The following is a 12,459-nucleotide window of genomic DNA, read 5'->3' as shown; positions in this document are numbered from 1 at the left end:
CCGGTCACGGACGGGTCCCCGGTTACGGACGGGGCCTGGCCTCGGTCGGGTCCCGGTCATTGCCGGTCCCGGTTACCGACCGGCCCACTGTGGGTACGCGGACCAGGCCGTGAGCGTTCGCCCGCTGTGGAACCGGTGTTCCGCCCCGGTGACCGGGTCGGTGAACTCCAGGCGTCGCGCGAGCAGTTGCAGCGGGCGCCGGAAGTCGCCGGCCGGTTCGGGATCGGTCACCACCGGATACAGCGGATCGCCGAGGATCGGCACGCCCAGGGCGTTCATGTGCACCCGCAGCTGATGCGTCTGCCCGGTGTGCGGGGTCAGCCGGTAGCGGGCCAGCCCGTCGCGTTCGCGGTGTTCGGCCAGTTCGACCCGGGTCACCGCGTTCGGGTCGCCCTCGACCTGCCGCGCGGCCGGTGCCCCGCGTTCCTTCAGGATCCGGCTGCGCAGCGTCCGGGGCAGGTCGAGCGCGGGATCGTAACGGGCGACGGCCTCGTACTCCTTGCGTACCAGCCGGTCACGGAACAGCGACTGGTAGGCGCCGCGTTCCTCGGGCCGTACCGTGAACAGCACCAGCCCGGCCGTCAGCCGGTCCAGGCGGTGCGCCGGGGACAGCGTGGGGATGCCCAGCTCACGGCGCAGCCGGGTCAGCGCCGTCTGAGCGATGTGGGCGCCGCGTGGGGTGGTGGCGAGGAAGTGCGGTTTGTCGGCCACGACCAGGTGTGCGTCGCGGTGGACTACCTCCAGCGGGAACGGCACGGGCACCTCGTCGGGCAGCTCCCGGTGGAACCAGACGTATATGCCGGGCACGTACGGATCGTCGGGCGTGACCGCCCGCCCGTCGGCCCCGACGATCCGGCCCGCCGCCAGCATCCCGTCGACCGTGCCGGGCGGCGCGCCGGACAGCCGTGCCACGAGGTGCGCCCGCACCGTGTCCCAGGGCCCCTCGGCGGGCAGCCGCACCCGTACGGCGTCCACGCCGTCGCGTTGGGGGAGGGGAGTGGGTGGGGTGCGGGTCCTGCGTCTCATCAGGGCCCAGCGTACGGGGAGGTGCCCGGGAGTGTCCGGGACGGGGAACCAGCGGAAGTACCAGTGCCCGTCCGCCCGGTCGTCACCGTCCTCCTGTGGCCGGGCCAGGTGGACCGTCATGGTCGGTCGGCGGCGCAGGGCGAGCGCGTTGGCCGGGGTGCCCCGGCGGCCGAGCGAGAAGAGGAGCGGGCCCGTCCTGTCCGGGTCGCCGGCGGGGACGCCGCTGCATCGGCGGCGGGGCCGGTGACCATGGCGTTGGAAAGGCAGAGCGGCACGATGCGGGTGGTGCCGATGGGCGGGAATCCTCCGGTGAGGCGGAGTTCGGCAGGAGTGGCGCCGCCGCGAGGATGCCCACGGCCACGGCCACAATCACGGTCGGCTGGGTGACGGACCCGCCGGTGCGCGGGATGCCCTGGCCGGCCGTCGGGCCGAGGAGAGGCGGTCGTCACGCTCGGCGGTCGTCGCCCAAGGGCAGGCGTGGTGGGTCGGGGCCGGGTCGATGGTGAGGCGTCTGACCGGTTGGCCGGAAGGCGTTGGCGCGGCGGCGGAGGGATGCCGTCGGCGGGCTCACGCGGCGGTGGCGCCCTCCTGCTCTGCCTCGATGCGGGCGTTCCACTCCCGCTTGGACGACTGCCAGCCGTCCTCGTCGTGGCCCAGCCGCCAGTAGCCGGAGATCGACAGATCCTCGCGGGGGAGCGCGTACTCGACCCGCAGCAGTCGGCGCAGCTCCTTCACGAAGCCCGCCTCGCCGTGCACGAACGCGTGCACCCGCCCTGCCGGGAACTCCAGCGCCCGCACGGCCTCGACCAGGGCCTCGCCGACCGGCCGGTCCCCGCGGTGCAGCCAGACGACCGCCACATCGGAGTCGATCTTCTGCTCCTCCGCCGGCCCGGACACCTCGACGAAGGCGTGGGCCCGGGCACCGGGAGGCAGCGTCTCCAGGGCGCGGGCGATCGCGGGCAGCGCGCTCTCGTCGCCGGCCAGCAGATGCCAGTCGGCGCTCGCGTCGGGCGCGTAGGCGCCGCCGGGGCCCATGAACCACACGGTCTCGCCTGGCCGCACGCGCAACGCCCACGGACCGGCCAGGCCCTCGTCGCCGTGCACCACGAAGTCCAGGGTCAGCTCCCGGTGCTCGGGATCCCAGTCACGCACCGTGTAGGTCCGGGTCACCGGCCACTGTTCGCGCGGGAACTCCGCACGGATCCGCTCCACGTCGAAGGGCTCCGGATAGGTCGCGCCCGCCGCCGGGAAGAGCAGTTTCACATAGTGGTCGGTGTAGGTGTCCGCCGCGAAATCGGCCAGCCCCGCACCGCCGAGCACGACCCGCTGCATGTGCGGGGTCAGCCGTTCGGTACGGAGGACCTGCGCGGAGTGGGCCTTGCGCGGCTTGCGTGCCGGACGTTCTGCCATGGCGGCCTCCATGTTCACGTGCCACGTTCTTAGGTTTACCTAAGTTAGCATTACGCCCTGGCGGCCGACAGGAGCACGCACAGGAACACCGCCGGAACGCCGGTAGGAACGCCGGTAGGAACGCCGCTCATGCGGCGAGTGTGGTGAGGAGCCGGCGCAGCGACCCGCCCAGCCCCCAGCGCGCCGCCAGCACGTCCAGGCCCGCCGGGTCGCGGGGGCCGCGCGGCAGCGCCGTGTCGACGTCCGGCAGCGGTACGTCGGCGGCGACCCGGACGACCTTCGGGGCGATGGCGACATACGGCCGGGCCTCGGTCAGGCGCTTGCGCTGTGACGGGGTCAGCCGGGCCTTCGGGTCGTCGACCGCCGCCATGATCCCGGCCAGATCCCCGAACTCGGCGAGCAGCTTCGCCGCCGTCTTCTCGCCGATGCCGGGCACCCCGGGCAGCCCGTCGCTCGGGTCGCCGCGCAGCAGCGCCAGATCCGCGTACCCCCGGCCGTCGACGCCGTACTTCTCGCGCAGCACGGCCTCGTCCGTGAGCTGGAGCGTGCCCACGCCCTTGAGCGGGTACAGCACCCGCACCCCGCGCGCGTCGTCCACCAGCTGGTACAGGTCCCGGTCGCCGGTGACGATGTCGACCGGGCCTTCGGCGCGGGCGGTGAACGTGCCGATCACGTCGTCCGCCTCGTACTCCGCGACGCCCACCCGGGCGATGCCGAGCGCGTCCAGCACCTCCTCGATGACCGGCACCTGCGGGGAGAGGGTGTCCGGCACCTCCTCCGCGTCCGGGCCCTGCGCGTGCTCCTCGGCGACCCGGTGCGCCTTGTACGTGGGGATCAGCTCGACCCGCCACTTGGGCCGCCAGTCGGCGTCCATGCAGGCCACCAGCCGGTCGGGCCGGTGGTCCTTCACCAGCCGGTCGATGAAGTCCAGCAGCCCGCGCACGGCGTTCACCGGCGTGCCGTCCGGGGCCTTCACGGAGTCCGGCACACCGAAGTAGGCGCGGAAGTACAGCGAGGCGGTGTCGAGGAGCATCAGTCGTCCGGTCACGCCCCGCATCATGCCGTACGGCACCGACACCCTCCCCGCGACCAGCGGCGGCAGGCCCACGCGTACGGCACGCGTACGGCACGCGTACGGCACGCGTACGGCCTGTGACCTGGACCACTTGGGTGTTTGCCCGCGTTGGACCAGGGCAGGCGCGGCCTCTGTCCCTTGCCCCCCAGACAAGAGGTACGCGTGTCACCCAGGCTTGAGGCCGAACATCTCTACAAGGTGTTCGGAAGACGACCCGACAATGCAGTGGAGCGACTCCGGCAGGGCGCCGGACGGGAGGAACTGCGCGCCGACGGCACCACCCCCGCCGTCATCGACGCCTCCTTCCAGGTGGAACCCGGCGAGATCTTCGTCGTGATGGGCCTGTCCGGATCCGGCAAGTCCACCCTGCTGCGCATGCTCAACGGCCTGTCGGAGCCCACCGCGGGACAGGTCAGGTTCGACGGCCAGGACCTGACCTCGCTGCCCGACCGCGCACTGCGCGAGCTGCGCTCACGCAAGATCAGCATGGTCTTCCAGCACTTCGCGCTGTTCCCGCATCGCAGCGTCCGCGACAACGCCGCCTACGGCCTGTGCGTGCAGGGCGTGCCCCGCGCCGAGCGCGATCGCCGCGCCGACGAGGCGCTCGCCCTGTGCGGCCTGGCCGGCTGGGAGAAGTCCTGGCCCGACGAGCTGTCCGGCGGTATGCAGCAGCGCGTCGGTCTGGCCCGCGCCCTCGCCACGGACGCCGACCTGCTGCTCATGGACGAGTCGTTCAGCGCGCTCGACCCGCTGATCCGCCGCGATATGCAGGACCAGCTGCTGGAGCTGCAGAAGAGCCTGAAGAAGACGATCGTCTTCATCACCCACGACCTCAACGAGGCCATGCGCCTGGGCGACCGGATCGCCGTGATGCGGGACGGCCGGATCGTGCAGATCGGCACCGCGGAGGACATCCTCGTCCGTCCCGCCGACGACTACGTCGCCTCGTTCACCAGGGACGTCGACCGGGCCCGTGTGCTCACCGCCGCCGCCGTCATGGACACCGACGTGCGCGGCGACGAGGCCGACTGCGACTGCGAGACCGCCACGCCGCACACGCCGTTCGCTCAGCTGTGCGCGATCAGCGCCCGGGTGACCCACCCGGTCGCCGTCGTCGACCGTGAGGGCACCCTCGTCGGGGTCGTCCCGCGGCGGCGCCTCCTCGGTTTCCTCGGCGACGAGCAGGGCGATCCCACGCCCTGCCGTCCGCGCGGCGGGAAGGTGGCCGCCCGTGCCTAGGATCCACTTCGGCGACTGGGTGGAGACCGCGGTCGACTGGTTGCAGTCCCATCTGACCTGGGTCTTCGACATCGTCAACGCCGTGCTCGACGGCATGTACAGCGGCGTTGACACCGTCCTCGGCGGCGGCGAACCGCTGCTGATGGCGGGCATCCTCGCCGTGATCGCCGCCTGGCTGCGCGGCCTGCTGCCCGGCGTCCTCGCCTTCGTGGGGTTCGCGCTCATCGACTCGCTCGGGCTGTGGGACGACGCCATGGACACCCTGTCCCTGGTGCTCGTGGCCGCGGTCATCACCGTAGTGATCGCCATTCCGCTCGGTGTCTGGGCCGCGCGCAGCAGGCGCGTCAGCGCCCAGCTGCGGCCGGTGCTGGACGTCATGCAGACCATGCCGGCGTTCATCTACCTCATCCCCGGCGTGATGTTCTTCGGTGTCGGCACGACCCCGGGGCTGCTCGCGACGATCATCTTCGCGATGCCGCCGGGTGTCCGCATGACCGAACTCGGCATCCGTCAGGTCGACGGTGAACTCGTGGAGGCCGCCGAGGCGTTCGGCACCACCCCGCGCGACATCCTGCTCCGTGTCCAGCTGCCGCTGGCCCTGCCGACGATCATGGCGGGCGTCAACCAGGTCATCATGCTGGCCCTGTCCATGGTGGTCATCGGCGGCATGGCCGGCGCGGGCGGCCTCGGCGAGCAGGTCTACTCCGCGATCACCCAGCTCAAGGTGGGTCTTGCCGCGGAGAGCGGGGTGGCGGTGGTCGTCCTCGCGATGTACCTCGACCGTATGACCGGGGCCCTCGGCGAGCGGGTGTCCCCGCTGGGCCGGCGCGCGGCGGCCAAGGCATCGGCCCTGGTGGGACGCGCGAGGTTCGCCCACTACCGGCCGGCCGGCGCGGTCGCGGCCGTCGGCGTCGTCGTGCTCGCGCTGGTCGCGGGCGGCCTGAACCTGGCCGGTTCCGGCGACGCCCAGGCCGGTTCGAGCACGAACGTCGGCAAGGGCAAGCGGATCAGCATCGGCTACATCCCCTGGGACGAGGGCACCGCCACCACGTATCTGTGGAAGGAACTGCTGGAGCGGCGCGGCTACGAGACCGACGTCAAGCAGCTCGACCCCGGCCCGCTCTACTCCGGCGTGGCCCGCGGGGACCTCGACTTCCAGACCGACGCGTGGCTGCCGACGACGCACAAGGCGTATTGGGACAAGTACGGTTCGCGGTTGGAGGATCTGGGGTCGTGGTACGGGCCGACGTCGTTGGAGTTGTCGGTTCCGTCGTATGTGAAGGGGATTGATTCGCTGGCCGATCTGAAGGGTCAGGGGAAGAAGTTCGGCGGGAAGATCATCGGCATTGAGGCGAGTGCCGGGGAGATGGCGGCGCTGAACAGCAAGGTCCTGAAGGCTTATGGGCTGGAGGGTGAGTACAAGGTGGTGTCGTCCAGTACGTCCTCGATGCTGGCGGAGTTGGACCGGTCGATCAGGAAGCGTGAGCCGGTGGTGGTGACGCTGTGGTCGCCGCACTGGGCGTACGGGAAGTACGACCTGAAGAAGCTGAAGGACCCCGAGGGCGCCTGGGGCGCGGGCGAGCGGATCCACACCGTCGCCCGCAAGGGCTTCAGCTCCGACGATCCGGTCGCCGCGCGGTGGCTGAAGGACTTCAAGCTCACCGAGAACCAGCTGACCGGGCTGGAGAACGGCATCCGCTCGGCCGGCCAGGGCCATGAGCAGGACGGCGTGCGTGCCTGGCTGAAGAAGAACCCCGGCCTCGTCGACCAGCTCGCCCCGGTCCCCGGAAGCGGCGCAGGGAAACAGGGCAAGGACGCGGGCAAGACCGTCAGCATGGGGTACTTCCCGTGGGACGAGGCCATCGCCAGCAGCTACCTGTGGCAGAACATCCTGGAGGACCGCGGCTACAAGCCGACCCTCAAGCAACTGGACCCGGGCCCGCTCTACAGCTCCCTCGCCCAGGGCCAGATGGACGTCCAACTGGACGCGTGGCTGCCGACGACGCACAAGGCGTATTGGGACAAGTACGGTTCGCGGTTGGAGGATCTGGGGTCGTGGTACGGGCCGACGTCGTTGGAGTTGTCGGTTCCGTCGTATGTGAAGGGGATTGATTCGCTGGCCGATCTGAAGGGTCAGGGGAAGAAGTTCGGCGGGAAGATCATCGGTATTGAGGCGAGTGCCGGGGAGATGGGGACGCTGAACAGCAAGGTCCTGAAGGCTTATGGGCTGGAGGGTGAGTACAAGGTGGTGTCGTCCAGTACGTCCTCGATGCTGGCGGAGTTGGACCGGTCGATCAGGAAGCGTGAGCCGGTGGTGGTGACGCTGTGGTCGCCGCACTGGGCGTACGGGAAGTACGACCTGAAGAAGCTGAAGGACCCCGAGGGCGCCTGGGGCGCGGGCGAGCGGATCCACATGGTGGGCAAGAAGACCTTCAGCCAGGACTTCCCGGAGTTCTCCGGCTGGCTGAAGAACTTCAAGCTGACCGAGGAGCAGCTCGCCTCCCTGGAGGTCGCGGTACAGAAGGGCGGCGCCGGGAACGAGAAGGCGTCCGCACGGCAGTGGCTGGACGCCCAGCCGGGGCTTGAGGACAAGCTGGCCCCGGTGTCCTGAGCACCGTACTCAGGTCCGCCGACGGGTGGAGCGGTGGTCGCGTCGCGAGGCGTGGCCACCGCTCCACCCGTTCTGCTCCACTGGTTCTGCTCCACCCGTTCTCCTGGTCCGGTTCTGCTTCTCCTGCTCTGCTGCTCCTCGGCGCCGGGGCCGCCGGCGTGCCACCGCCCACGAGAAGGATCCGGCCAACCACAGAGCGCTACGGCCCGGCCCGAGCACGCGCTGACCCCGGCCGGGCCGCCGACCGCGCCCACGGCGGACCGTGGCTCGGTCCATCCTCCGGCCGGTTGTCCACCGGGCCCGTCCCGCACCTGTCTCGCCATCCGCCATACCCGCCCTGACCAGCGGCTCCACCGCGCCCTGCGGATCCGGGGCGCGGGCGGGGAACACCGGGAGCTTCCAGCGCATTGAACAAAAGAGGTGCGATCTGGTGCTGATCGAGGGTCAGCGGTCGCGCCACGGCTCCGGGAGCTGGTCGCCATGGGCCCACCGCCCCGCGGTCGGCCGGACGGATCGGCGGACCGCCCGCCCGCTGGCGCGAACCGTGAGGGTCGTGCTTACCGACGTTTACGTGGATGTGACGGCCGCATGAAACGGTTTGCCGAGCATGCGTAGGGTGCAGAGAACCCAACAGGGCAAGGGGGCCCGACGCCGGACCCCGAGGCAGCGGCACGACGAGCGGAGGAGGGAGCCGGAGCGATGGGCGACCACAAGGAACAACAGCCCGTCCGAGTGGGTGCGGCCGTCCGGCGGCGGCGCCGTGCGCTGGAGCTGACCCTCGCCGTCGTGGCGGAGCGCAGCGGTCTGTCGGTGCCCTTCCTGAGCCAGATCGAGAACGACCGGGCACGCCCCAGCACCGGCTCCCTGGAGAAGGTGGCCGACGCGCTGCGCACCACGGCCGTCGAACTCCTCGCCGCCGCCGACCCGGCGTGCAGCGTCGACGTCGTACGCGGCGAGATCGTCGAGGCGGACTTCAATCCCCGGGTGCGCTCGCTGGTGCGCGGTCACCACCAGTTGCACGCCTCGGAGTTCACCGGTGACCATGACGCGGGCCGTGAATTCCAGCACCGCAACGACGAGTTGCTGTACGTCGCCGACGGCGCGGTGGAGATAGAGGCCGAGGGCCGCGCCTACCGCCTGGGCCGCGGTGACACCCTCTACCTCACGGGCGGGGTGCGCCACCGCTGGCGCGCCACGGTGCCCGACACCCGCGTGATCGTGGTCGCGGTGGCCGAGCACATCGAGGCCGTCCACGACCGGCCCCGCTGACCGGCCCCGCTGAACGGTGCGCGTGACCTCCGTCGTGTTTCCGCACATGTCGCGCCGTCCGAGGGCCGCCGCGGCGTCGTGGCCGGGCCCGCGGCTTCCCGTACCCCTTCCGGGCACGCCCCGTGGAGCGCATGATGCGCGTCGTCTCCCTCGTCCCGTCCCTCACCGAGGCGGTCGCCGAGACCGTCCCCGGCGTGCTGGTCGGCGCCACCGACTGGTGCACACACCCGGCGGAACTCCCCGTCACCCGCGTCGGCGGCACCAAGAATCCGCAGGTGGACCGGATCGTCGCCCTCGCCCCCGACCTGGTGATCGCCAACGAGGAGGAGAACCGCGCCCCCGACCTGGACGCCCTGCGCGCCGCGGGCCTGACGGTGCTGGTCACCGAGGTGCGCAGCGTGCCGCAGGCATGGGGGGAGCTGGCCCGTGTGCTGACCGCGTGCGGTGCCCCGGCCCGGCCGCGATGGCTGGACGAGGCCGAGGAGGCATGGTCGGCGCCGCCGGTGCCCGCGCTTCGCGCGAAGGCGGTCGTGCCGGTCTGGCGACGGCCGTGGATGGTGCTCGGCCGGGACACCTTCGCCGGCGATGTGCTCGCCCGCCTGGGCGTGGACAACATCCATGCAGGGCACGCCGACCGTTATCCGCGGATCCCGCTGGACGAGCTGCGGGCCGCCGCGCCCGACCTTGTCGTCCTGCCCGACGAGCCGTACCGCTTCACGGCCGCCGACGGCCCCGAGTCCTTCCCGGGGCTGCCCTGGGCCCTGGTCAGCGGACGGCATCTGACGTGGTACGGCCCGTCACTGGCCCAGGCGCCGCGGGTGCTGTCCGGGGCTCTGCGAGCAGTTCACCGCTGACCAGCCCGCGGACCGTGCCCACGGCGGCAGCCGCCCAGGCGGCGACCAGCACCCCGTACAGGGCGACCGTCAGCCAGTGGTAGGCGGCCAGCCCGGTGTGCCGGGCCAGCGTTGCGGCACCGGTGACACAGGTGCCCACCGGGAAGGTGAACCCCCACCAGCTCATCGTGAACCCCATGCCGCGCCGCCCGGCCCGCACCACATGGGCCGTGGCGAACGCCAGCCACAACAGCGCGAAACCCATCACCGGCACCCCGTACAGGACGGCGAGCACGACGAAGCCGCGGTCGTACGGGGCCGCCACGACCCCCGGCGCGACATCCGCGAAGGCGCCCACGGCGGTGGTGGACTGCCCGAGCGGCCCCAGCACCAGGAACAGTGTCGGGGTCAGCGCGAGGGGAAGCGGGCCCGAGACGATCAGCCGGGCGAACACGAGGGGCAGCATCAGCAGGGTCGCGAGCAGGCTGAGCCCGAACAGGGCGAAACACGCGAGGAGCAGGGTCTGACGGGGCTGCCCCGGCGGCAGGTGCGGCACGAGCAGCGGGCCGAGCGCGGCCGACACCATGGGCGCGACGAGCGGCAGCAGCCACACCGGGGAGATCTGCCCGGGCTCGATCCGATGGCGGACCGCCATCAGGTACGGGACCGTCACAGTCGCCGCGAGCCCCACGACGGTGCCGGCGACGAACAGCACGGCGTCCAGGGCGACGGCGCCCGACACCCCGAGCCACTCCCGCCCGACGGTCATGGCGCCGCCGCCGACCGCCAGCAGCGCCATGGACGGACAGCCGTAGAAGGGCGCCGTCGCCGGGTCGAGGAGATGGGCCCGGGCCTGGTCGCCGTGGTGCGTCCAGTGCCGGGCGCGGGCGGCGAGGAGGACCACCAGCAGCCCGAGCGACAGGGCCCAGACAGCCGCGCAGCCGGTGCGGAACAGGCCGGTGTGCCAGGGAAGCACGGCGCCGGCGGAGCCGACCGCCGCCGTGCCCATGACGGCGGCGTACCAGTGGGGGCCGAGATGGCGGACGCGCGGGGCGCGGCGGAGGACTTGGGGCTGGGCTGCGGTGACCATGGGTCCACCGTGGCGCGAGGTGCGGACCGCGACCAGGGAGTCCGTCTCTATCAGGGCATAACCTGGTCTTATGAGTGAAGCGGAGGAGCGGCGGCGGCGCGGGCCGGGATCGCTGGGCCATCGGGTGCCCGATCTCGGCGCGCTGGAACTGCTGCTGGCGGTGGCCCGTACCGGCAGTCTCGGCGCGGCGGCCCGGGAGCTGGGCGTCAGTCAGCCGGCGGCCAGCAGCCGGATCCGTTCCATGGAGCGGCAGCTGGGCGTGGCCCTGGTGGACCGCTCGCCGCGTGGCTCCCGCCTCACCGACGCGGGGGTGCTGGTGACCGACTGGGCACGGCGGATCGTGGAGGCGGCCGAGGCGTTCGACGCGGGCGCGCAGGCGTTGCGGGACCGGCGGGACTCGCGGCTGCGGGTGGCGGCCAGCATGACGATCGCCGAGTATCTGCTGCCGGGCTGGCTGCTGGCCCTGCGCGCGGGGCGCCCGGACACGGCGGTCTCCCTGCTGGCCGGGAACTCGACGGCGGTGGCCGAGCGGCTGCTCGCGGACGAGGCGGACCTCGGCTTCGTGGAGGGCCTCACGGTCCCCGCGGGCCTGGACTCCGCGGTCATCGGGCACGACCACCTGATCGTCGTGACCGCCCCCGCGCACCCCTGGGCCCGCCGCCGGAGCCCGCTGGCCGCGGACGAGCTGGCCGGTACCCCGCTGATCCTGCGCGAGCGCGGCTCGGGCACCCGCCAGGTCCTGGACGCCGCCCTGGGCGGTCTCGCCCGCCCGCTGATCGAGCTGTCCTCCACCACGGCGGTCAAGGCGTCCGCGGTCAGCGGCGCCGGACCCGCGGTCCTGAGCGAACTCGCGGTACGGGAGGAGCTGGGCCTGCGCCGTCTGGTCCGCATCCCCGTGCGGGACATGTCCCTCGGCCGTGATCTGCGCGCGGTCTGGCGGACGGGGCACCGGCCGACGGGCCCGGCCCGGGAGCTGCTGTCGCTGACCCGCGGCTGACCGGGAACCGTTCAGTCGGCCGCCCCGGGACGTTTCGGCGGTCCGGCCGCCGCCACCAGCGCCCGCATCACCCGCAGGTCCTCGCCCATCTCCGGATGCCACTGCACGCCCAGCACCCAGCCGGCGGGTTCCGAGGGCTCGATCGCCTCGACCGTCCCGTCCGCCGCGTGCGCCGAGGCCACGAGCCCGCTGCCGAGCCGGTCCACGGCCTGGTGGTGGAACGTGGGTACGGAGGTCTCCTCCGGGACGATGCCGGCGTACCGCGTGCCGGGGACCGGCTTGACGGGGTGCCGGCCGAAGACCCCCGGCACCTCGGCGTGCCCGTCCAGATGCTGTACCAGCGTGCCGCCGAGCGCGACGTTCAGCAGCTGCATGCCCCGGCAGATCCCGAGCAGCGGCACGTCCGCGGCCAACGCGGCGTCGATCAGGGCGAGTTCCCAGGCGTCCCGGGCGCGGTCCGGCGGATTGGTCCGCGGGTCGGGCACGGCGCCGTAGCGGACCGGTTCGACGTCCGGCCCACCCGCGATCACCAGTCCGTCCAGCCGTGCCACGATGGCCGCGGCGTGCTCGGGTCCGTCCGGCGGCAGCATCGCGGCCAGCCCGCCGGCCTGCTGCACCAGCCGCGGATAACCGGCCGGCAGCAGCGCCGCCGCCAGCTCCCAACCCCCCCAGCATGCCCCGGACTCCAGATACGTACTGACCCCGATCAACGGCCGGTCCGCCATGACACCCTCCTCCGCCCCCTCAATGGCTAGCACGCATACCTTTACCGCGAATCCGATCGCGAGCAAGCCCCTGTCCGGCAGGCGACGACAGGACACTGCCGCGTCGAGCGGTCAGGGGCGGTGCCGTCGGGGACGGCTCCCAGCGGGCCACCGCGTGCGGAGGGTGCCTGTTCGGCGGTCTCGT

Annotated in this window: 10 protein-coding genes; 5 read left to right on the top strand and 5 right to left on the bottom strand. The window is 72.3% G+C overall.

The window, feature by feature from the left end; all coding sequences use genetic code 11:
- Positions 1 to 72: 72 nt before the first annotated feature.
- From ACWEKM_RS02510 to ACWEKM_RS02500, 3 genes are all read right to left on the bottom strand, one after another.
- Complete coding sequence (locus ACWEKM_RS02510; protein ID WP_451619288.1) at positions 73 to 1,026, bottom strand: RluA family pseudouridine synthase; 954 nt, start codon at positions 1,024 to 1,026, stop codon at positions 73 to 75.
- 567 nt (positions 1,027 to 1,593) lie between these two features.
- Positions 1,594 to 2,436, bottom strand: a complete 843-nt coding sequence (locus ACWEKM_RS02505; RefSeq protein ID WP_451619287.1) for a siderophore-interacting protein — start codon at positions 2,434 to 2,436, stop codon at positions 1,594 to 1,596.
- 127 nt (positions 2,437 to 2,563) lie between these two features.
- On the bottom strand, positions 2,564 to 3,493 hold the full coding sequence (locus tag ACWEKM_RS02500) for a 5'-3' exonuclease (RefSeq protein ID WP_451619335.1): 930 nt from the start codon (positions 3,491 to 3,493) through the stop codon (positions 2,564 to 2,566).
- 180 nt (positions 3,494 to 3,673) lie between these two features.
- Here ACWEKM_RS02500 and ACWEKM_RS02495 point away from each other — a divergent pair, with 180 nt between their 5' ends.
- The 4 genes from ACWEKM_RS02495 to ACWEKM_RS02480 all read left to right on the top strand — a co-directional run bounded on the left by ACWEKM_RS02495 (position 3,674) and on the right by ACWEKM_RS02480 (position 9,484).
- Positions 3,674 to 4,750, top strand: coding sequence for a quaternary amine ABC transporter ATP-binding protein (locus tag ACWEKM_RS02495; RefSeq protein ID WP_451619286.1), 1,077 nt, complete (start codon positions 3,674 to 3,676; stop codon positions 4,748 to 4,750).
- On the top strand, positions 4,743 to 7,361 hold the full coding sequence (locus tag ACWEKM_RS02490) for an ABC transporter permease/substrate binding protein (RefSeq protein ID WP_451619285.1): 2,619 nt from the start codon (positions 4,743 to 4,745) through the stop codon (positions 7,359 to 7,361). Before ACWEKM_RS02495 ends, ACWEKM_RS02490 begins: the two co-directional genes overlap by 8 nt.
- 699 nt (positions 7,362 to 8,060) lie before the next feature.
- Positions 8,061 to 8,630 carry a helix-turn-helix domain-containing protein gene (locus ACWEKM_RS02485; RefSeq protein ID WP_451619284.1) on the top strand — a complete coding sequence of 190 codons (570 nt, stop codon included), beginning with the start codon at positions 8,061 to 8,063 and terminating at the stop codon, positions 8,628 to 8,630.
- Between the two features lie 134 nt (positions 8,631 to 8,764).
- Positions 8,765 to 9,484: a helical backbone metal receptor gene (locus ACWEKM_RS02480; protein ID WP_451619283.1), complete on the top strand. Its 720-nt coding sequence runs from the start codon at positions 8,765 to 8,767 to the stop codon at positions 9,482 to 9,484.
- Here ACWEKM_RS02480 and ACWEKM_RS02475 read toward each other — a convergent pair.
- Positions 9,396 to 10,553 carry a TDT family transporter gene (locus ACWEKM_RS02475; RefSeq protein WP_451619282.1) on the bottom strand — a complete coding sequence of 386 codons (1,158 nt, stop codon included), beginning with the start codon at positions 10,551 to 10,553 and terminating at the stop codon, positions 9,396 to 9,398. The two genes, ACWEKM_RS02480 and ACWEKM_RS02475, sit on opposite strands and share 89 nt — an antisense overlap.
- Positions 10,554 to 10,623: 70 nt before the next feature.
- Here ACWEKM_RS02475 and ACWEKM_RS02470 point away from each other — a divergent pair, with 70 nt between their 5' ends.
- A complete protein-coding gene (locus ACWEKM_RS02470) occupies positions 10,624 to 11,550 on the top strand; it encodes a LysR family transcriptional regulator (RefSeq protein WP_451619281.1) in 927 nt (308 codons plus the stop codon).
- An 11-nt stretch (positions 11,551 to 11,561) separates the two neighbouring features.
- Here ACWEKM_RS02470 and ACWEKM_RS02465 read toward each other — a convergent pair whose 3' ends face one another.
- Positions 11,562 to 12,275, bottom strand: a complete 714-nt coding sequence (locus ACWEKM_RS02465) for a gamma-glutamyl-gamma-aminobutyrate hydrolase family protein (protein WP_451619280.1) — start codon at positions 12,273 to 12,275, stop codon at positions 11,562 to 11,564.
- Positions 12,276 to 12,459 lie beyond the last annotated feature (184 nt).

The organism is Streptomyces sp. NPDC004752 (assembly GCF_053601275.1).
Note: the sequence above shows the minus strand (reverse complement) of the source record. Positions and strands in the feature narration are given on the sequence as shown.

What these genes read in the sequence shown, in the direction of transcription:
- ACWEKM_RS02510 (WP_451619288.1), bottom strand. Translation starts at nt 1,026, where the DNA reads ATGAGACGCAGGACCCGCACCCCACCCACTCCCCTCCCCCAACGCGAC.
- ACWEKM_RS02505 (WP_451619287.1), bottom strand. Translation starts at nt 2,436, where the DNA reads ATGGCAGAACGTCCGGCACGCAAGCCGCGCAAGGCCCACTCCGCGCAG.
- ACWEKM_RS02500 (WP_451619335.1), bottom strand. Translation starts at nt 3,493, where the DNA reads ATGCGGGGCGTGACCGGACGACTGATGCTCCTCGACACCGCCTCGCTG.
- ACWEKM_RS02485 (WP_451619284.1), top strand. Translation starts at nt 8,061, where the DNA reads ATGGGCGACCACAAGGAACAACAGCCCGTCCGAGTGGGTGCGGCCGTC.
- ACWEKM_RS02480 (WP_451619283.1), top strand. Translation starts at nt 8,765, where the DNA reads ATGCGCGTCGTCTCCCTCGTCCCGTCCCTCACCGAGGCGGTCGCCGAG.
- ACWEKM_RS02475 (WP_451619282.1), bottom strand. Translation starts at nt 10,553, where the DNA reads ATGGTCACCGCAGCCCAGCCCCAAGTCCTCCGCCGCGCCCCGCGCGTC.
- ACWEKM_RS02470 (WP_451619281.1), top strand. Translation starts at nt 10,624, where the DNA reads ATGAGTGAAGCGGAGGAGCGGCGGCGGCGCGGGCCGGGATCGCTGGGC.
- ACWEKM_RS02465 (WP_451619280.1), bottom strand. Translation starts at nt 12,275, where the DNA reads ATGGCGGACCGGCCGTTGATCGGGGTCAGTACGTATCTGGAGTCCGGG.